The 17,470-nt window shown below is 67.4% G+C and carries 20 protein-coding genes, 1 tRNA gene, 1 rRNA gene and 1 other annotated feature (1 of these 23 running past the window's edge); of the genes, 14 read left to right on the forward strand and 8 right to left on the reverse strand.

The window, feature by feature from the left end:
* Positions 1 to 174 (forward strand) — a sequence feature (mutual gap in cmsearch alignment for this rRNA model is longer than 100) (it extends 2,918 nt beyond the left edge of the window).
* Between the two features lie 111 nt (positions 175 to 285).
* The 4 genes from rrf (at position 286) to E4P24_RS08960 (ending at position 2,454) form a co-directional block, all read left to right on the forward strand.
* Positions 286 to 407: ribosomal RNA gene (gene rrf, locus E4P24_RS08945) — 5S ribosomal RNA — on the forward strand.
* 262 nt (positions 408 to 669) lie between these two features.
* Positions 670 to 746: transfer RNA gene (locus E4P24_RS08950), tRNA-Cys, on the forward strand.
* A 60-nt stretch (positions 747 to 806) separates the two neighbouring features.
* Entirely contained in the window at positions 807 to 992 is a 186-nt protein-coding gene (locus E4P24_RS08955; protein WP_004041631.1) for a hypothetical protein, read from the forward strand.
* A gap of 607 nt (positions 993 to 1,599) precedes the next feature.
* Positions 1,600 to 2,454 carry a hypothetical protein gene (locus tag E4P24_RS08960; protein ID WP_004063111.1) on the forward strand — a complete coding sequence of 285 codons (855 nt, stop codon included), beginning with the start codon at positions 1,600 to 1,602 and terminating at the stop codon, positions 2,452 to 2,454.
* Between the two features lie 12 nt (positions 2,455 to 2,466).
* Here E4P24_RS08960 and E4P24_RS19190 read toward each other — a convergent pair whose 3' ends face one another.
* The 3 genes from E4P24_RS19190 to E4P24_RS08970 all read right to left on the reverse strand — a co-directional run bounded on the left by E4P24_RS19190 (position 2,467) and on the right by E4P24_RS08970 (position 6,060).
* Complete coding sequence (locus E4P24_RS19190) at positions 2,467 to 2,601, reverse strand: hypothetical protein (RefSeq protein WP_255505210.1); 135 nt, start codon at positions 2,599 to 2,601, stop codon at positions 2,467 to 2,469.
* A 135-nt stretch (positions 2,602 to 2,736) separates the two neighbouring features.
* Positions 2,737 to 5,319 carry a heavy metal translocating P-type ATPase gene (locus tag E4P24_RS08965; protein WP_115803986.1) on the reverse strand — a complete coding sequence of 861 codons (2,583 nt, stop codon included), beginning with the start codon at positions 5,317 to 5,319 and terminating at the stop codon, positions 2,737 to 2,739.
* 141 nt (positions 5,320 to 5,460) lie between these two features.
* Positions 5,461 to 6,060 (reverse strand): AsnC family transcriptional regulator, encoded by a 600-nt coding sequence (locus E4P24_RS08970; RefSeq protein WP_006601050.1) that lies wholly within the window; start codon positions 6,058 to 6,060, stop codon positions 5,461 to 5,463.
* Positions 6,061 to 6,192: 132 nt separating this feature from the next.
* Between E4P24_RS08970 and E4P24_RS08975 the strand changes: the two genes are divergently transcribed.
* The 3 genes from E4P24_RS08975 (at position 6,193) to E4P24_RS08985 (ending at position 7,164) form a co-directional block, all read left to right on the forward strand.
* Positions 6,193 to 6,390, forward strand: coding sequence for a heavy-metal-associated domain-containing protein (locus E4P24_RS08975; RefSeq protein ID WP_004063107.1), 198 nt, complete (start codon positions 6,193 to 6,195; stop codon positions 6,388 to 6,390).
* Positions 6,391 to 6,513: 123 nt separating this feature from the next.
* Positions 6,514 to 6,696 (forward strand): hypothetical protein, encoded by a 183-nt coding sequence (locus E4P24_RS08980; RefSeq protein ID WP_004041637.1) that lies wholly within the window; start codon positions 6,514 to 6,516, stop codon positions 6,694 to 6,696.
* Positions 6,697 to 6,804: 108 nt separating this feature from the next.
* Positions 6,805 to 7,164, forward strand: a complete 360-nt coding sequence (locus E4P24_RS08985) for a hypothetical protein (RefSeq protein ID WP_004041638.1) — start codon at positions 6,805 to 6,807, stop codon at positions 7,162 to 7,164.
* Between the two features lie 18 nt (positions 7,165 to 7,182).
* On the opposite strand, the gene E4P24_RS08990 is transcribed toward E4P24_RS08985, so the two are convergent.
* Positions 7,183 to 7,806 carry a GNAT family N-acetyltransferase gene (locus E4P24_RS08990; RefSeq protein ID WP_188148380.1) on the reverse strand — a complete coding sequence of 208 codons (624 nt, stop codon included), beginning with the start codon at positions 7,804 to 7,806 and terminating at the stop codon, positions 7,183 to 7,185.
* Positions 7,807 to 7,929: 123 nt separating this feature from the next.
* Between E4P24_RS08990 and E4P24_RS08995 the strand changes: the two genes are divergently transcribed.
* The 4 genes from E4P24_RS08995 to E4P24_RS09010 all read left to right on the forward strand — a co-directional run bounded on the left by E4P24_RS08995 (position 7,930) and on the right by E4P24_RS09010 (position 11,675).
* A complete protein-coding gene (locus E4P24_RS08995; RefSeq protein ID WP_004041640.1) occupies positions 7,930 to 8,466 on the forward strand; it encodes a DoxX family membrane protein in 537 nt (178 codons plus the stop codon).
* 226 nt (positions 8,467 to 8,692) lie between these two features.
* Positions 8,693 to 9,682, forward strand: a complete 990-nt coding sequence (locus E4P24_RS09000; protein ID WP_188148381.1) for an FAD-dependent oxidoreductase — start codon at positions 8,693 to 8,695, stop codon at positions 9,680 to 9,682.
* Positions 9,679 to 10,794 (forward strand): iron ABC transporter permease, encoded by a 1,116-nt coding sequence (locus E4P24_RS09005; RefSeq protein ID WP_004063103.1) that lies wholly within the window; start codon positions 9,679 to 9,681, stop codon positions 10,792 to 10,794. Before E4P24_RS09000 ends, E4P24_RS09005 begins: the two co-directional genes overlap by 4 nt.
* Positions 10,794 to 11,675 (forward strand): ABC transporter ATP-binding protein, encoded by an 882-nt coding sequence (locus E4P24_RS09010; RefSeq protein WP_004041643.1) that lies wholly within the window; start codon positions 10,794 to 10,796, stop codon positions 11,673 to 11,675. Before E4P24_RS09005 ends, E4P24_RS09010 begins: the two co-directional genes overlap by 1 nt.
* 84 nt (positions 11,676 to 11,759) lie before the next feature.
* Here E4P24_RS09010 and E4P24_RS09015 read toward each other — a convergent pair whose 3' ends face one another.
* Together E4P24_RS09015 and fer are read right to left on the reverse strand one after the other, a co-directional pair.
* The gene (locus E4P24_RS09015; protein WP_188148382.1) at positions 11,760 to 12,233 is read right to left on the reverse strand and encodes a peptidylprolyl isomerase; all 474 of its coding nucleotides are present in this window, start codon (positions 12,231 to 12,233) and stop codon (positions 11,760 to 11,762) included.
* Positions 12,234 to 12,296: 63 nt separating this feature from the next.
* The gene (fer, locus tag E4P24_RS09020) at positions 12,297 to 13,067 is read right to left on the reverse strand and encodes a ferredoxin Fer (RefSeq protein ID WP_004063102.1); all 771 of its coding nucleotides are present in this window, start codon (positions 13,065 to 13,067) and stop codon (positions 12,297 to 12,299) included.
* A 147-nt stretch (positions 13,068 to 13,214) separates the two neighbouring features.
* Between fer and E4P24_RS09025 the strand changes: the two genes are divergently transcribed.
* Positions 13,215 to 14,216, forward strand: coding sequence for a lysylphosphatidylglycerol synthase domain-containing protein (locus E4P24_RS09025; protein ID WP_188148383.1), 1,002 nt, complete (start codon positions 13,215 to 13,217; stop codon positions 14,214 to 14,216).
* Positions 14,217 to 14,290: 74 nt separating this feature from the next.
* On the opposite strand, the gene E4P24_RS09030 is transcribed toward E4P24_RS09025, so the two are convergent.
* Positions 14,291 to 15,253 (reverse strand): hypothetical protein, encoded by a 963-nt coding sequence (locus tag E4P24_RS09030; RefSeq protein ID WP_004063100.1) that lies wholly within the window; start codon positions 15,251 to 15,253, stop codon positions 14,291 to 14,293.
* 507 nt (positions 15,254 to 15,760) lie between these two features.
* Between E4P24_RS09030 and E4P24_RS09035 the strand changes: the two genes are divergently transcribed.
* Both E4P24_RS09035 and E4P24_RS09040 read left to right on the forward strand, forming a co-directional pair.
* Positions 15,761 to 16,054, forward strand: coding sequence for a winged helix-turn-helix domain-containing protein (locus tag E4P24_RS09035; RefSeq protein ID WP_013035243.1), 294 nt, complete (start codon positions 15,761 to 15,763; stop codon positions 16,052 to 16,054).
* A gap of 121 nt (positions 16,055 to 16,175) precedes the next feature.
* Positions 16,176 to 16,409 carry a hypothetical protein gene (locus E4P24_RS09040; protein WP_004063098.1) on the forward strand — a complete coding sequence of 78 codons (234 nt, stop codon included), beginning with the start codon at positions 16,176 to 16,178 and terminating at the stop codon, positions 16,407 to 16,409.
* 344 nt (positions 16,410 to 16,753) lie between these two features.
* On the opposite strand, the gene E4P24_RS09045 is transcribed toward E4P24_RS09040, so the two are convergent.
* Positions 16,754 to 17,293 carry an Lrp/AsnC family transcriptional regulator gene (locus tag E4P24_RS09045; protein ID WP_008577827.1) on the reverse strand — a complete coding sequence of 180 codons (540 nt, stop codon included), beginning with the start codon at positions 17,291 to 17,293 and terminating at the stop codon, positions 16,754 to 16,756.
* Positions 17,294 to 17,470: the final 177 nt, after the last annotated feature.

A 17,470-nucleotide genomic window follows, 5' to 3' on the forward strand; every position in this document is an offset into this window, starting at 1 on the left:
GGGCAGCTACGCACCACGGGGTAAGAGCTGAACGCATCTAAGCTCGAAACCCACACGGAAAAGAAGTTCCACTGAGGACACTCGTAGAAGACGAGTTCGATAGACTCGGGGTGTACGCAACGAGGCAACGAGTTGTTAAGCCCGCGAGCACTAACAGTCCAAGCCACATTCATACGCACTGAGACCCGAGAACGGGTCCAGGCGCAAACTGGATTGCACGGACACATTGGTAAGACGGCCCGACCGATATTGGTATGACAACGGTTCGATTCCGTTGGTCGGCATTAAGGCGGCCAGAGCGGTGAGGTTCCACCCGTACCCATCCCGAACACGGAAGTTAAGCTCACCTGCGTTCTGGTCAGTACTGGAGTGAGCGATCCTCTGGGAAATCCAGTTCGCCGCCCCCATTCATACTTCACAAAGCCCACTGGACGCGATGTCCAGTGGGCTTTGTTCATTTTATGCAGAGCGGCACGCACGGCCATTCATACTTCACAAAGCCCACTGGACGCGATGTCCAGTGGGCTTTGTTCATTTTATGCAGAGCGGCACGCACGGCCGCTCGCACACGCATACACAGAGCGACTGCGTCGGGCAGAGTCTCGAAAACGCCCGACTCAGGTCGCACACCGTCAGGCTTAAGCACAAGACCGGGATACCAGTAACTGCGCCAAGGTGGCAGAGTTCGGCCCAACGCATCCGCCTGCAGAGCGGAACCCCCGCCGGTTCAAATCCGGCCCTTGGCTTTTCCTTTCGGACGTTACGCCCCGGAGCGACGCGTCCCGGCATCGAATCAGTGAGTGGCGATGCTATCGCACGAGTCGTGTTTCGAGGGCGTCGACCGCGTCATCGTCGCCCAGTTCGCGTACGACCTCAAGGGCGTCGAGTGGCGTTTTCCCCGCTCGAACCCTTGGTTCGACGGACGAAACACACGTAGTAGCGCGCCGGAGTTAGGCGAGCGCCTCGGTTGCGTTCTCGACTCCGCGGAGTGACCCGGCGCGCTGTCGGTGACATCGACCTTCGAGCACCGCCGTCGATACGGACTCGGCTGCCGTCGTGAGATACGAGCGTCCGCCGTCGGTTTTTCCGACTGCACACGTCTCTGAGAGTCATCTTCGTGAGTCCCTTCTGCTCATCACCGTGTCGCCGCTCGTTCGCGGGTCGTCGAACATCTCTTGAGCACGTCGGCGGCAGCGTCGCGGGCAGCGCGAAACGGGGAGACGAACCGTCGGCCCGTCAGCCGCGTGGTGTAGTCGCAGCCATCGAGGACGAGGGTCGCGGCGGTCAGGTCACGGTGTCGGAACACGCGCCGTCGAGCGCGTCAAGGAAGTCGAACCGGAGGCGAGCTCCCACCGCTCTATCGCGTAGTCTCCTCGCGCGTCACGGTCTCCGCCCGGTTCGGCGTCGCCGGACGGCTGGTCCGTAACTCGTGACACGCCCGTTCGGCCGACAGATTCAAAATGTCGCGTCAATCCGCGACTGCGAGTGCCCGCCGGCCCACTGTATTGAGGGTGAGAGTCGCCGCCGACGGTCGCGCGACGCGGTGACACGCTCCGAGGAAAAGTAATCGTTATACGCCGCGTGGCCCATGCCGAAACCATGCAACGACGCGCCGCGGTCATCTCCGTCGTGTTCTTCCTGGTCATCGGTGCCGGTGCATACTCGCTCATCGCGACTGCATCGACGCCGTCGGTCAGTTTCGAGAACCCAGAGTACTCGCTGGCACAGGGAGACGAGTTCTCCGTCCCCGGTAGCGACCAGACGTACACAGTGTCGTCGATAACCGAAGAGGAGGAGTCGGGCGGCCACGGTGGTGGGACCACGCTGGTCCGCTCCGGTGAACTCACGTACGTGAACGATTCGGCCCGGTACACGGAGACGTGGGACAACGAGAGCACCGTCACGCTCGACGGCACGGACTACCGTGTCGAAATCGCCAACGTCTCGGACCCCAGCGAGGCGACGCTGGTCGAACTGTACAACGAGACTGCAATCCTCCAGGCGGACTCGAACGCCGACAACGAGACCGTCACCCGTAACGGCGAGCGCTACGTCGTCGTCAACGACTCGACGCTCGTCTCGGTCGACGAGTACTTCCCGGCCAACGAGACGCGCACCGTCGCCGAGGGTGACTCCTTCGACTACAACAACCAGTCTGTCACCGTCGCCGCCGTCGAGACCTCCGGCGTGACCATCGAGTGGTTCGCCCCCGAGGAGAACACGGTCGCCGTCGACAACGAGGCGAACGTGACGATTTCGGACCAGCAGTACCTCGCGTACTTCCCGGACGGCGAGACGCTCGTCCTGACGCAGAACTACGACAGCTACCAGACGCAGCTGTCAGAAATCGACCGCTTCCACGAGACCGAAAACGGCCTCTGGGGCGTCACTATCGTCTCGTTCACCACGGTGGTTCTCCTCACCGGGATGGCGTTCCTCCCGTCGCGGTACTGAACGCCACGTCCGTCACCGTTTTTCGCGCGCCCCGCTCGCTTCGAGCCACGGGGCTCCCACGAGCGTTCCGACACCGACGAGGGCGAGGAACGCGCCGACGGCCAGCGGGAGCCACGACGCCGTCCACGCGAGGGGTCGACGACTCATCATCCGAGAGACTCGGTGCGCGAGGGGAAAAGCCAGACGGCGAACCGGCGGCACGGAATGAGGCGGCGGAACGGTTCGGAACTGTGGGGCGAGGCGGACGGTGTTGGGACTCGTACGCGTCGAACGAGCCCTGTCCTACCGCCGCAGGAAGTCGAGGAAGCGGTAGTCGTGGTCCGGCGTGTAGCTCCGGAACAGGAGGCTGTTCGTGAGGACGGACACCGACGACAGCGCCATCGCGCCCGCGGCGAACACCGGCTGGAGGAGGCCGAGCGACGCGAGCGGAATCATCGCGGTGTTGTAGCCGAGCGCCCAGAACAGGTTCTGCTTGATTTTGGCGAGCGTCCCCGCGGAGATGCGGATGGCTTTCACCACGTCGAGCGGGTCGTCGCGCATGAGCGTCACGTCGGCGGCCTCGATAGCCACGTCGGTGCCGGAGCCGAGCGCCGTGCCGACGTACGCGGCGGCGAGCGCGGGCGCGTCGTTGACGCCGTCACCGACCATCATGACTCTCGTGCCGTCGGCTTGCAGGGACTCGACGGCGTCGGCCTTGTCCTCGGGGAGGACGCCGGCGCTGACGTTGTCGGGGTCGATGCCGACCTGCTCGGCGACGGCGCGGGCGGTGCGCTCGTTGTCGCCGGTAATCATGTGGACGGTCGCGCCGCGGCCGCGGAGCGCGGCGACAGCCTCGGCGGCCGACTCCTTGATTTCGTCCGCGTCGGCGACGACGCCCGCGAGGTCGCCGTCGACCGCGACGAGCATCGCGGTCTTGCCCTCTCCTTCGAGGTCGCGGAGCGCGTCCTCGGCCGGCGCGGGGTCGACGCCCGCGTCCGAGAGGAGTTTGCGGTTGCCGACGAGGACGGGTTTCCCGTCGACGGTCGCGCGAATCCCGTGGCCGGGGACGTTCTCGAAGTCGTCCGGCTCCGCGAGGTCGAGGCCGCGGTCTGCCGCGCCGGCGACGATGGCGCGGGCAAGCGGGTGTTCGCTGTTGCGCTCGGCCGAGGCGGCGTACCGGAGCACGGCGTCTTCGTCGAGCGTCTCGTCGTCGGCGGTGACGACGCCGGAGCCGTCGGCGGCGGGGCCGACCGCGACCACGTCGGTCAGCGTCATCTCGCCTTTGGTGAGCGTGCCGGTCTTGTCGAAGACGACGGTCTCCACGTCTTTGACGCGTTCGAGCACGTCGCCGCCCTTGAACAGGACGCCGTTTTGCGCGCCGATTGCCGTCCCGACCATCGTCGCGGCCGGGGTCGCGAGGCCGAGCGCGCAGGGGCAGGCGATGAGCACGGCCGACGCGAAAACGACGACGGCGAACTCGAACGTCGAGACCGCGCCGCCGGCGGCGACGGGGCCGCCAGCGACGAGCCCCCACAGCGGGAGCGACCGGATGAAGCCCGCGAGCGCCTCGGGGAAGAGGAACCAGACGACGCCCCACAGGAGGGCGTTGGCGATGACCGCGGGAACGAAGTACGCCGAGATGCGGTCCGCGAGGTTCTGAATCTCGGGCTGGCGGCCTTGGGCCTCCTTGACGAGCGAGACTATCTGCTGGATTGCGGTCTCGGAGCCGACCTTGGTCGCTTCGACCACGAGGACGCCGTTTTGGTTCACCGTCGAACCGACGACCTCGTCGCCGTCGGCCTTCGAGACGGGGACGGACTCGCCCGTGACCATGGATTCGTCGACCGCGGAGTCGCCGTCGACGACGACGCCGTCGGTCGGAATCTTCTCGCCGGGGCGGACCTTCATGCGGTCGCCGACTTCGACCTCGTCGAGGGGGACTTCGCGTTCGGTCCCGTCGTCGTCGACGAGCGTCGCGGTGTCGGCTTCGAGTTCGAGGAGCGTCCGGAGCGCCTCGGAGGCCTGTCCCTTCGAGCGCGCTTCGAGGTAGTTCCCGAGCGTGATGAACACCAAGATGAGCGCGGCGGTGTCGAAGTAGAGACTGCCGGCGAGCAGTCCCACGAGGACGGCGACGGAGTAGACGTACGCGGTGGACGACCCCATGGCGATGAGCACGTCCATGTTGGCGGTGCGGTTCCGCACGAGCGCCGTGTAGGAGTTCTCGTAGAACTCGCGGCCGAGGAAGACCTGCACCGGCGTGGCGAACGCGAAGCCGACCCAGCCGACGGGGACGCCCGTGCCGGGAATCGTCTCGGGAAGGCCGCCGCCGAACAGTTCGACCGCGAGCATCGCGAGGAGCGGGAGCGACAGCGCCGCGCCGAACAGCGTCAGGCGCTTCTGCCGGCGAATCTCCTCGTTTCGGGCGGTGTCGCGGGCGTCCTCGGCGGATTCCTCGTCGTCGTCGTCCTCGCGGATGGGCGTGTAGCCGGCGTCTTCGACCGCCCGGTACATGTCGTCGAGGCTCGCGTCGGCGGGGTTGTAGGTGACGTGCGCCTCGTCGGTGGCGAAGTTGACCTCGGCGGCGACGACGCCCGGGACCGACTCCAGCGACTTTTGGTTGGCGTCGGCGCAGTTCGCACAGCTCATCCCGGTGATGCCGATGGTTCGGGTCTCCGAGAGCGCCTCGTAGCCGGCGTCCTCGATGGCGTCGTATAGCTCGCGGAGCGATACTTCCTCGGGGTCGTACTCCACCGACCCCTCGTCGGTGGCGAAGTTGACGCTGGCGCTCGTCACGCCGTCGAGCGCCTCCAACGCCTCGCCGACGGTGCGCGAGCAGTTCGCGCAACTCATTCCGCGGATGTCTAAGTGGGCCGTTCGGCTACTCATCTCACCTAGACGTACGTGCCCCTCGCTTACCTCGATTTCCCCTTCAGAACCGAACGTCAGAGCGGGGCGGAACTTTGGATTCGAAAGCGCCGATTCCGACACTCAGTCGCCGCCAGCGTCACCCGACCGCCGCCCGCCCGGTCAGTCGTCGTTCGCGCCGGCTTCGAGGCGGTCGTATCGGTCTTCGAACCGGCCGAGACAGGACGAACAGCAGAAGTGGTAGAGCGACCCGCCGATGCGGGCGCTCTCGCCCTCGCTGGTCACCGTGTTGCCGCACTCGGCGCATTCGAGGGCGAAACCGGTTCCGTTGACCGTCGGCGTCCACTCGGCGGACTCCACGAGGCTCACCTCGTAGTCGCGGACCCGCGAGAGGTCGACCAGTTCGTCTAACTGGGCGCGGACGGACCCCCCGTCGAGTCGGGCGTGGGTGGTCACCTCCCCGTCCGCTGCGACGAACAGGTGTTGGACCGGGTCGGCCGCGCGGAGGGCGTCGCGGACCTCGTCGACGAACTCCGGGCGGACGGAGAGTCTGACGAGGACGGGCGTCCCGCCCGACAGCGTCGATTGGTCGAGGTCGACGGTGAAGCGGCGGATGATGCCCTCCTCGCGGAGGCGGTCGATGCGGTCGGAGACCGCCGGCGCGGAGAGACCGACTTCGGCGGAGATGTCGCTGAACGGGCGACGGGCGTCTTCGGCGAGGAGTTCGAGGATGTGGAGGTCGGTTTCGTCGAGCGCGCGCATGCATCCCGATAGGGACCACGATGTCATAGGTGTTCCTCGCGCTCGGCTTTCGATTCGAAAGTCGAATCTGGGCGGTAATCGAACTCCCGAAAGGACAATCCACTAAATCGAGAAGCCCCTACGTCGAACCGTATGTCGACTACGCTCACCGTCACCGGAATGACCTGCGAACACTGCGAACAGCGCGTCGCCGACGCCCTCGCCGGCGTCGATGGCGTCGAAGACGCGACCGCCGACCGCGAGGCGGAGCGCGCGACCGTCGAGGGCGACGCCGACACCGACGCCCTCGTCGCGGCCGTCGAAGACGCGGGCTACGACGCGAGCGCCTGAACTCGGACGAGTTGGGCCGGTCCGCGCGAGCGGAAGACCCGAACGACCGGACGGCGCGACCGACGCGTCGGTTCGACGCGCCGACCTGAACCGTTTTAGCCGGCGACCCGCTACTGCTCGACCATGCACGCGCGGTCGTGGGCGACTGTCCTGTTCGCGCTCGTCATCGGACTCCTCCTCGCGCTCGGCGTCGTTCGACTCGCCGCCGGCGACACCGGCGACTTCGCGCGGAACGCCGGTATCGCCGCCCTGCTAACCGTCTTCGCCGTCGCGCTGGTCAGAGACTGGGAGACGAACGCGGACTGAGCGCCTCGGACGGCGACCCCCGTCCGCGTCGGTTCCGAAACATATCAGTCCGTTGTCTCTCGCTTCGGGTGCAGACGGTTACAAGAGGCCGCGGTTCTAACCCCGCCTGTGTCTCCACCGAGCGACGACGACTTTCGCACGCACTCCCCGACGGACCCGATAGACGACACGCCCACCGTCTCGTGTTCGCGGTGCGGCGAGGAGTGGGACCTCTCCTACGAACTCGACGAGCTACAACTGGGAAACCAGTCGGTCGAGCAGTTCGCGCTCGACCACCGCCGCCACACCGGACACTTCCCGGACGACGTTTCGCCGTGGGTCGTCAGCTGTCGACAGTGTCCCGACGGCGAACAGTTCCTCTCCGAGGCCAGCGCCCGCCGGTGGGCCCGCACGCACGCCCGACACACGCGACACGAGGTGTCGATGGACCACGCCGACGAGGACGGCGTCGTCATCGCGCCCGAGTGAGGTTCGCCGGGAGTCCGGTCACCCTCGGCTTTCGGTGCCGGTCGTCGGCCGTGCGGCCGGCGGGACCGGCGGCGTCAGGTCGAGACGCATCTTCGTGTCCGCGCCGTCCGAGTTGACCGTCTCGAACCCGAGTTCGCGGTAGACGTGGACGGCCCGCTGATTATCGGGAGCGACGTGGAGGACGAGCGCCTCGCGCCCGGCGTCGGCGGCGTCCGCGACGACGTGGCGACACAGTTCGGTCCCGATGCCGCGGTCGTGGCTGTCCTGATGGACGAACACCGCGAGCTCCGGCTCCGGGTCGTCGCTCGCCACGTACGCGGCGTGGCCGACGATACCTCGGTCGGCGACGGCGACGAAGTTGCGGCCGCGGTCGACGAGGTTCGAGAGCCACTCGGTGATGTGCGCCTCGTCCGTCGGCGGCAGCCCCATCGACCGGGCGTCGGGGTCGTAGTCGCGGTACATCTCAGCGAGGGCGTCTCGGTCGGCGTCGTCGTACGGGCGGACGACGAGGCCACGACCGTCTTTGCTGACGAACCGCGGGCACCGAGGGGGACACTGCGGCGTCCCGACGCACCGACTCGCGTCCCAGAAGCCGTCGGACCCACTCGCGCCGTTCGGCCGGTCAACGTCCGTCTCTCCCATACGGGAACGGCGCGAGCGCGACCCTTGAGGGCGGCCGCCGATTCCCAGTTTCCGAGGATTCGAAAACCGGTCCGGATTTATAACGTCCCGGCGGTCCACGCTTCACATGTGAGGTGACGGACAATGGCCGCAACCGGCGAAATCGAGATGCTGGGGAACCGGATGGAGTTCGACTACGCCGAGGGCGTCACCGGCTACGTGCTCGTGTTCGCCCGCCTCGTCACGGGGTACTGGTTCCTCCACGCGGGGGTGACGAAGTACCTCGGCGCCGAGCCGTTTAACGCGGCCGGCTGGCTCGTCAACGGCACCGCGGGCGCGCCCGGCCCTGTCCACGCGTTCCTCGCGTGGGTCGGCCAGACGCCGGTGCTGCTCGAATTCACGAACCTCATGGTCCCGTTGGGCGAGACGCTCATCGGCCTCGGGCTCGTCGTCGGGGCCGCGGTCCGCCTCGCCGCCGCCGGGGGCGCGTTCCTCATGACGTTCTTCTACCTCGGCAACGCCGAGTGGGGCCACGGCCTCGTCAACGGCGACCTGCTGGGGCTCGTGATGTTCCTCGTGGTCGGCGCGCTCGCGACGGGCCGCATCCTCGGCCTCGACGCGTACCTCGAAGAGACGGAGTTCGTCCGCCAGCGACCGAAGCTCCGGTACCTCCTCGGCTGAGGGGGCGTTCCGGCCGCGCTCGGCTACCGTTTCTCTCGGACAGTGTTTCCGAAGATTCCCGCGTCTCAGGCCTCTTCGAACCGGTTTTCGCGTGTCGGTGGATTTAGGAGTCCCTAAAATCCGAAAGTGGTTTATTGTATTAGGGACGCCTAAAACGTATGAACGAAGACGGAGCCGACTTCGACCACGTCGCTCGCGGGTTGTTCTCACGGGGGCGGTCTGCGCCGTGACCGACCAAGGCACTGAACTCGACTCGGCGGACGTGGTCGTCGTCGGCGGCGGTCCCTCGGGATGCGCCGCGGCCGTCTTCACCGCGCGGTACGGCCTCGACACCGTCGTGTTCGACCGGGGGAACGCCGCCTTGCGTCGGTGTGCGTACCTCGAAAACTACCTCGGCTTCCCCGCCGGCATCGGCGTGGACACGTTCACCGCGCTCATGCACGAACACCTCGCCGAGGTCGGCGCGGACTACGTCGCCGACATGGTCGTCTCGGTCGAGCGACCGGGCGACGAGAGTGAAGTCGCGGCCGCGAGCGAGGGCGAGTCGGGCGCGTTCGACGCCGACGCTCGGCGCTTCGTCGTCCGCACGCAGGAGGGTCGCCGGGTCGAGGCCGACCACGTCGTCGCTGCCGCGTGGTACGACGGCGACTACCTCCGCGGCCTCGACGACGACGACGCGATGTTCGAGGAGCACGACCACCACGGCGAGGTCCACGAGCAGTTCGATTCCGACTACGCCGCCGACGACGGGCGGACTCCCGTCGACGGACTGTACGTCGCCGCGCCCTCGGGCGACCGGAACGCGCAGGTCGGCATCGCCGCCGGACAGGGCGGTCACGTCGCCCGGTGTCTCATCGAGGACCGCCGGCGCGAGCGCGGCTTCCTCGGCGACCTCGCGGCCCACTACGACTGGCTCCGCGCCGACACCGAGTTCCACGGCGAGTGGGGCGACCGCGACCGCTGGCGCGAGTGGTTCGACGGCGAGGTCCCGGACGACGCCGACCTCGACGACGAGCGCCTCGCGGAACTCCGCGAGTCCTACATCGACCGGGCGTTCGACACCCGCCGGACCGACCACGAGGTCGAGGCCGCGGAGCCCCGCGGCATCCGGCGACTCGTCGAGACCATCGGCACCGAGCGCGTCCTCGACGCGCTTCCCGACGAGGCGCTCGCTGACTACCTCGACGGGTGCGAACTCGGAGGTGTCGAGCAGTGAGCGGGACGACGCCGACCGAACAGTCTTCCGGGTCGGTGCTGACCCGGCTGTTCGGGTGGATTGACGGCTCGCTCGTGTCGCTTTGTCTCGCCAGCCTCGTCGTCGTCGTGGCCGGCGGCCTCGTGCAGGTCAGCTTCGGCGCGTTCTCGATGACCATCGGCGAGGCGTGGCGCGCCGTCTTCGACCCGGCGGTCATCTTCGACCCGCAGGTCTGGCAGGTGTTCCTCCTCGGCGGCGAACTTCCCGAACTCGGTCGCCGGACGCTCATCGTCTGGAACATCCGGCTCCCGCGGGTGTTCGTCGCCATTCTCGTCGGCGCGAACCTCGCGATTTCCGGCGCGATTTTCCAGGCGGTCACCCGGAACGAACTGGCGAGTCCGTTCATCCTCGGCGTCTCGTCGGGGGCCGGGCTGCTCATTCTCCTCACGCTCGTCGTCTTCTCGGGGCTCGCGGCGTACCTCCCGCTTCTGGCGGCGCTCGGCGGGATGTTCGCGTTCGTCCTCGTCTACCTCATCGCGTGGAAGAACGGCACCTCGCCGGTCAGGCTCGTCCTCGCGGGCGTCATCGTCGGCACCGTCTTCCAGAGCCTCCAGACGGGGCTGTTCTTCTTCGTCGACGATATCGGCGTCGTCCAGTCCGCTATCGCGTGGACGACCGGGTCGCTCACCGGCACCGACTGGGAGCAGGTCCGCATGGCCCTCCCGTGGTCCATCATCGCCGTCGGCCTCGCGCTCGGAAGCTCCCGCCAGCTCAACGTCCTGCTTCTGGGCGAGCAGACCGCCCGCTCGCTCGGGATGTCCATCGAGAAGGTCAGATTCGCCCTCTCGGGCGTCGCGGTCCTCGCGGCCGCGGCGAGCATCGCCGTCGCCGGCATCGTCGGCTTCGTCGGCCTCGTCGTCCCGCACCTCGTGCGGAACGTGGTCGGCAGCGACTACAAGCGCCTCGTCGTCGGCTGTCTGTTCGCCGGCCCGGCGCTGATGGTCGCCGCCGACGTGGGCGCGCGCCTCGCGCTCAACCCGATTCAGCTCCCGGTCGGCGTCGTCACGGGCCTCGTCGGCGGGCCGTACTTCCTCTACCTCATGCGCAAACAGCAGAACATCGGTGAAGTGTGATGTCGAACCAGCAACCAGAGAACCCCAAACAGATGGCACAACACGGCGAAACAGACGCGAATACGAGCGGAAACGAGCGCGTCGAAAGCGACTCCGACCGCGAGAGCGCGCTCGCCGGCGACGCCCTCGAACTCTCGTATCCGACGAGCGAGGAGCCGGTCGTCGAGTGCGACCGCATCGACATCCCGCGCGGCGAAATCACGGCGCTCGTCGGGCCGAACGGCTCCGGCAAGAGCACGCTTCTGAAGTCGCTCGCCAAACAGCTCTCGCCCGACAGCGGCAGCGTCTACCTCGACGGGAAATCCATCAGCGAGTACGACGACAAGGCGTTCGCCCGCGAGTTGGGGATGCTCTCCCAACAGCACGACTCGCCCACGTCGCTCACCGTCGAGGACCTCGTCTACCATGGCCGGTACCCCCACCGGAGCTTCTTCGAGCAGGTCAGCGACGACGACCACGAGGCGGTCGAGCGCGCCATCGACCTCGCGGGCGTCGAGCACATCCGCGACAAGCAGATTGGCAACCTTTCGGGCGGCCAGAGCCAACTCGCGTGGATTGCGATGGTGCTCGCACAGGACACCGACGTGCTCCTCCTCGACGAGCCGACGACGTACCTCGACTTACACCACCAGCTCCGCGTGCTGGAGACGGTCCGCCAACTCAACGAGGAACGCGACGTGACGGTCGCGGTCGTCCTCCACGACATCGCGCAGGCCGCGCGGTTCGCGGACTACCTCGTCGCCATGCAGGACGGCGAACTGTACGACTGGGGGCCGCCGCGCGAGGTCGTCACCGAGGAACTCCTCGCCGACGTGTTCCGCGTCGAGGCCGCGGTCAACTACTCGCCCGACCCGGAAATCGTCCCGAAGCGCTCGCTGTAACGGTTCGACGCTCTTTCTCGCCGCTCAGTTCAGTTCCGTTCAGTTCTATCGCCTCGTCACGACTACCCCGACCGCCCGGTGCGCCTACTGGACGGCGACGATTTCGATGTCGAAGACGAGCGTCTTCCCCGCGAGTTCGTGGTTGAAGTCGACTTCGACCTCGTCGTCGCGGACGGCGGTCACGTCGCCGTGAAGCCCGTTTTCGGCGTGGACGTGCAGGCCGACCTCGGGCGTCTCACCGACCATCCCCTCGAACGTCTCGGCGTCGTAGGTTCGGATTCGGTCGGGGTCGAACTCGCCGTAGGCGTCTTCCGGCGGGACGGTCACGGTCGCTTCCTCGCCGGCCGACATCCCGACGACGGCCTCGTTCAGCCCCGGAATAATCTGGCCCGCGCCGACGACGAACGTCTGGGGGGCGTAGTCGTCGCGGTCCTTCTCTTGGGCCTCGAACAGGCCGTGTTCGACCGCCACCTCGTACCGCGAGGTGTTGAAGACGGTCCCGTCTTCGAAGCGTCCGACGTACGCGAGCGCGACGCGGTCTCCCGACTCGATTGCCATAGCGGGGGTCGGCGGAGGACGCGCATAAAAGTCGTCATCGAGGCATCCCATCGGGGGTTCGCGTCACCGCCCCGTACTCATCTTCCGGGCGTGCTGCGGGGGGAGCCGAAGCTCGTCGAGGCCGGGGAGGTGTTCGATGTTGTAGACGACTTGCAGGTCGTCGGTCACCGGGAGGCTGATACACGACAGCCGGACGCCTTGGTCCAGCATCTCCTCGGAGAGGATGTGGTTCGAGGGCATCTTCACCTCGCCTGCGACGACCGCCACCGCGCAGTTCGCACACGCCCCGCCGCGGCAGGCGAACGGCCAACTGTGGCCGGCGTCCTCGGCGGCCTTCAGGAGGTTGGTCCGCGGCTCGACGAACACCTCGCCGTAGGCGTCGCCGTCGAGGCCGCTTTCGGCGGCTTTCTCGAAGAGGTCGTCGTCGGTGAGCGACCAGCCGCGCTCGGTGACCACGTCGTAATCGAGGAACTCGACTCGCGCCCCACGCCGTTCGGGTTCTGGCTCCGAGCCGGCGTCGCCGCCAGCGCCCTCGCCGCCGGTTTCGGCCCCGCTTCCGGCGTGGCCGTTCCGAGCGGCATCGGCGTCGTGCTGTCCATTTCGGGTCGCCTCCTCGTCGGTCGGTCGGCGGCCGTCCGTGTCGACGGGTTCGAGTTCGTCGCCGGGTTCGTAGCCGCCCCGAATCGCCTCGTATGCCGTCCGAACCGCCTGAAATTCCTCCGCCGACCCGCCGTGGTCCGGGTGGGCCGACTTCACCCGCCGACGGTACGCGTCGACGAGTTCGTCCTCGTCTGCGTCCGGGTCGATGCCGAGCGTCTCGAACGGGGAGTCCACATCGGGGCTAGTAGGAACTCGCGAGCATAAATCCACGGCCACCGGCCGTCTCGTCGTGGTTTAGTCCTCGAATCGGCGCGTGACGGGGACGACCGAGCGCGGCCGCGAGCCGCGGCGGTTTTGTAGCGGGCCTCGCTTGCTTCGGGTGTGAGACGCGGGGTTCGGTTCGTCGTCGGCGCGGGACTCGGCATCGGAGCGCTCGCGGCGTACCTCTGGTACGTCGGCCCGGAGGAAGTCGGCTCGCGCGTCGCGGCCGTCGCCCCGTGGGCCGTCGCCGCCGTCTGCGTTCTGATGCTCGCCGAGGCGACCGTCGACGGCCTCGGCGTCTGGGCGTCGGTGCGGCCCCTCCGAGGCGGGCTCTCGGCGCGGGCGAGCGTCCAGTTCGCGTTCGCCGGCGACTTCTTCGACGTGCTCAGCCCCGCCGGGCCGGTGAGTTCGGAGCCTATCATGGCGCAGTTCTTCGGCGTCGCGACCGAGACGAGTTACAGCGAGGCCCTCGGCGTCCGCGGCGTCGCCAAGTACGTCAAATCCGCGGCGCAGCTTTTCCTGTCGGTCGCGCTCGTCGGCGTCCTCTTTCTCGACGCGCCGGCGTCCCGGTTCGTCCTCGTGACGCTCGCTGGCGCGGTCGCCGCGCTGGTGGTCGTCGGCGCGGCGCTCGTCTGGGCGCGGGGCGCGCTGTCGATGGTCGTCGTCGCGGCTCTGACGCCGGTCGTTCGCGTCGTCACGGGCGTCACCCGCCGAACCCCGCTCGGCCGCGACGCCGTCGCCGGCGCGGTCGAACGCTTCTGGGAGCGCGTCGTCCAGTTCCGAGACGCGCCGGAACTCCTCGGCGTCATCGCGCTCAGCGGCGTCTTCGAGCAACTGCTCACGTCGCTCGCGCTCTGGGTCGCGCTCGCCGGCACCGGCACGACGGTGGCGCTCATCCCCATCGTCGCCGTCATCCCGCTCCCGCAGGCGGCGAGCGTCGTCCCCGTTCCCGGGAGTCTCGGCGCCTACGACGTGCTCCTCGCGGGCGCGCTCAGCCTCACGACGGGCGCGCCGGCCGCGGGGGCGACCGCGGCGGTGCTCGTCGTGCGGACGTTCGAACTCCTCGTCTCGCTCGGCTGCGGCGGCGTCGCAACCGGGTTCCTCCGCGGCGTCCGGGCCTGAGGCGCACTGACCACCCCCCGGCCCCCCGTCGCGGCGGCGTGAGACGAGAGGAGAGGTGAGGAGAGAAAAACGAGTCAGTCGGCGGCGTGTTCGTGGATGGGGACGCTCGCCAGCCCGACCGCGCTCGACGCGGAGGACACCGACAGCGTCGCGTGCCAGCCGCCCTCGGTTGACGTGACGTGCAGGGAGACGGGCCTCCACGACGACGTCCGCCGGTAGAGTTCGAGGACGACCGGGAGCACCGGAAGCCGCCCCTCGCGCGCCGAGAGCGCGTAGCCTTCGAGGGTCAGTTCCGCGGCCCTCGTCGTCGCGTCCGGGCCGGACCGCCACGCAGAACAGGTGTACGATTCGACGAGGTCGAGCCGTTCCATCTCCGCCAGCGTCGCCGCCAGCGTCTTCGTCGCGTCGGGCCGCGACGCGAGGTTCGAGGCGGCGCGCTCCAGCACGTCCGCCTGTTCGGCCGACGCGAGGTGGACGTGGAGCGCGGTCGCCATGCTCTCCAACAGGCGCAGACAGAGGTCGTCCGCGCTGGACATCGTCTCCGCGAGGTCGAAGTACGCGTCCATCACCGCGGTCTCGACCGCCCGGTGGTCGGCGTCCACGAGCGCCTCGAACACCGCCGCCGCGACCCGGTGACAGAACTCGACCCGTTCGGAGCGGTCTCCGTCGGCCGCGCACTCCGTTCGGCCGCCCGCGTCGGTTCCGAGGTCGCAGGGTGGCTCGGGGAGCCCGGGCGTCGCCCCGGCGGTCGCCCAGCCCTCCGCGGTCGCCGTCGCGCCGCCGAAGCCGGAGCGGCTGTCGTGCTCCGAGACGATGAGGTCGTAGTACGGGACGTTCGGGTCGTACCGCCGGAGCGCGGAGCGATACTTCCTCGCCGCGCGTGCGGCGGCCTCGGCGGTCTCGCGGTCCTCGAACCGGAGGCCGTCGACCGGAACGGGTCGCTCTCCGGTCCGTCCGCAGACGAGCTCGTACGTCCCGTCGTCGCTCGCGAGCGATTCGATGTGGGTCCGAATCTGGGTGAGTGTCGTGCCGACCATGATGTCTCAGTGCGTTGGTTCGCGGGCCGTCGCCGTCCCGCGGTCCGTTCGTCGCTTGCTCGACACATTGTTTAGGTAGACCTAAAACGTATTGGTTCGGGCGGTCCGCGGAGCGGCGAGTCGCGTCGCCCGCCGCCGCGTCCGGCTCCGTTCTGCGAACCGTCTCGCCTCCCGCCGGTCCGTTCCCGTGGCGCGGTCTCTGTCGGTGTCTCCCGTTCGACGGCGGTCGTGACGCTCGCTGTCACCCCCGAATTTGGGTCTAATTTGTGCCTCTCTCGGGGGCAACTCTGCGTCGAGTTCGGGGAACCATTATCCGCCGCTCCGAGAGTAGCTTCGATAGATGACGCACTCGACGAACTGCGGGACGAACACGCCCTCGATGGTCGGCCGCGGGACGACCGCGCCGGTCGCACGGACATGACGAACCACGCCACGAGAACGCAGGCGCTCCAGCAGACGACGACAGATGCACGTCACGAACACCGGCGGAGCAAGGCGGGAACGCAGATGAGGCAGCTGCTGTGGTGGCTCGTCGGCGGGACTCGCGGCGGGAGAAACCGCCTCAGAATCATCCGCGCGCTGCACGAGCGTCCGATGAACACGAACCAGCTCTCGAACGAACTCGACCTGAACTACAAGACCGTCCAGCACCACCTGGAGATGCTCACGGAAAACGAGGTTCTCACCACCAGCGGCGAGGAGTACGGTAAGCTGTTCTTTCTGACGCCGGCGATGGACGACAATCTCGACCTCTTGGACGACATCGCAGAGCAGACCGAACTCGGAGACGAAGACGCCTGAACCCGTCTCCCGTCGCAGGCGCCCTCGCAGCGCAAAGTCGGTGAGAGTTGTGCCTCATCTGGTCCCGAATTGGCCGTAAGTTCGGAAACCGAATTTCACCTCACGGCCCGCACCCCGAACTATGAGTTCTGATAGTGCCCCCTCCAAGCGGGACCGACTCGAACAGTACCTCTCGGCGCGCGCCTCGGAGGGCGCGTTCTACTTCAAGAGCAGACACATCACCGACGAGGTCGGACTGTCTTCGAAGGAAATCGGGTCGCTCGTCGAGTTGCTCCAGCGTGAGGCGGAGGGTCTCCACATCTCGCGGTGGGGGTACGCCCGCAGCACCTCGTGGTACGTCGAGCCCGCCGACTGAGTTGCGAGGCGCTTGACTGGCGGCGGCGCAAAAGAATATTGGTGGGATTCCGGTCCGGTGTGGCAGGGCAACCGGGTCCGAGGCGGTGCGGAGGTCCGGGCCGGTAGGGGAGACGGGGAACGCGGCGGCCGACGACCGGCCGAGCGACCGAGGGGGCAGTGCTCGGCGGACGCGGCGCGCCGGCGACGGGGTCCGTCACAGGGCGGGGAGTTCTGTTCCCCGTCTATTGCATGAGCTAACGGTGACATAGCGCTTGTCCGAATTTCGGGACAACACCGACCGAACTCCGGCCGAACTCCGTTCGGATTACACCCAATTCTCGAACGCGGTGTCCCGCGACTCGGTCACGACGCGTCGGGTGCCTCTTCGCCCGGCCGGTAGAACGTCCGGTGGAACATCTTGTACGAGTCGGTGATGGGGACGACGGTGTAGCTGTCGGCAACGTCGCTGTCTTGGAGGAGTTCGCGGACGTAGCTGTTGATGCTGCTCAAAGAAGACTGCCAGACGCGAATCAGCAGGTCGTACTCACCGATACATTCGGCGACCTCGTACACCAGCCCCTCGTCGAGGAGTCGTTCGATGAACGCCGTGATTTCGTCGTTCGTGGCGTGGTTATCGTAGGAGATGTGGACTTCCGCGTAGGGGTAGTTGGCCGCCCGAAAGACCAACAGCGCGAAGATTTCGAGAATGCCGTCTTCTTGGAGCATCTTGCGCCGCCGCCGCGCGGCCGTCCGCGAGAGCCCGACGCGGTCGGCTAGCTCCGTGTCCGAGATTCGCCCGTCTTTGTTTAGCTCGCGGAAGATGAGAACGTCCTTTTTGTCCATCCGGTCTTCGAGAAGCTCGACAACGCGCGGGTCCTCCATCCACTCCTGCGAATCGGGCATTGCTAGTCTCACGGTTATACCGCTTAGCTTCATATATATGAATGTTTCTTCGAAATCTCCGAATTGGATGCAATAGGTGAACGAATCGTTTATTCGATTCGGACCGGCGGACGACTGAAATCGCAGGCCGTCGAGAGAACGCGCGTTTCGGCCCCCAAACACTTTTACTCCGCGTTC

The sequence above is a fragment of the Haloferax sp. AS1 genome, from assembly GCF_014530665.1.
Lineage (GTDB): Archaea > Halobacteriota > Halobacteria > Halobacteriales > Haloferacaceae > Haloferax > Haloferax volcanii.

Coding starts and splice junctions, on each gene's coding strand:
- E4P24_RS08955 (WP_004041631.1), top strand. CDS start 807: ATGCTATCGCACGAGTCGTGTTTCGAGGGCGTCGACCGCGTCATCGTC.
- E4P24_RS08960 (WP_004063111.1), top strand. CDS start 1,600: ATGCAACGACGCGCCGCGGTCATCTCCGTCGTGTTCTTCCTGGTCATC.
- E4P24_RS19190 (WP_255505210.1), bottom strand. CDS start 2,601: ATGAGTCGTCGACCCCTCGCGTGGACGGCGTCGTGGCTCCCGCTGGCC.
- E4P24_RS08965 (WP_115803986.1), bottom strand. CDS start 5,319: ATGAGTAGCCGAACGGCCCACTTAGACATCCGCGGAATGAGTTGCGCG.
- E4P24_RS08970 (WP_006601050.1), bottom strand. CDS start 6,060: ATGCGCGCGCTCGACGAAACCGACCTCCACATCCTCGAACTCCTCGCC.
- E4P24_RS08975 (WP_004063107.1), top strand. CDS start 6,193: ATGTCGACTACGCTCACCGTCACCGGAATGACCTGCGAACACTGCGAA.
- E4P24_RS08980 (WP_004041637.1), top strand. CDS start 6,514: ATGCACGCGCGGTCGTGGGCGACTGTCCTGTTCGCGCTCGTCATCGGA.
- E4P24_RS08990 (WP_188148380.1), bottom strand. CDS start 7,806: ATGGGAGAGACGGACGTTGACCGGCCGAACGGCGCGAGTGGGTCCGAC.
- E4P24_RS08995 (WP_004041640.1), top strand. CDS start 7,930: ATGGCCGCAACCGGCGAAATCGAGATGCTGGGGAACCGGATGGAGTTC.
- E4P24_RS09010 (WP_004041643.1), top strand. CDS start 10,794: ATGTCGAACCAGCAACCAGAGAACCCCAAACAGATGGCACAACACGGC.
- E4P24_RS09015 (WP_188148382.1), bottom strand. CDS start 12,233: ATGGCAATCGAGTCGGGAGACCGCGTCGCGCTCGCGTACGTCGGACGC.
- E4P24_RS09030 (WP_004063100.1), bottom strand. CDS start 15,253: ATGGTCGGCACGACACTCACCCAGATTCGGACCCACATCGAATCGCTC.
- E4P24_RS09035 (WP_013035243.1), top strand. CDS start 15,761: ATGAGGCAGCTGCTGTGGTGGCTCGTCGGCGGGACTCGCGGCGGGAGA.
- E4P24_RS09040 (WP_004063098.1), top strand. CDS start 16,176: ATGAGTTCTGATAGTGCCCCCTCCAAGCGGGACCGACTCGAACAGTAC.
- E4P24_RS09045 (WP_008577827.1), bottom strand. CDS start 17,293: ATGCCCGATTCGCAGGAGTGGATGGAGGACCCGCGCGTTGTCGAGCTT.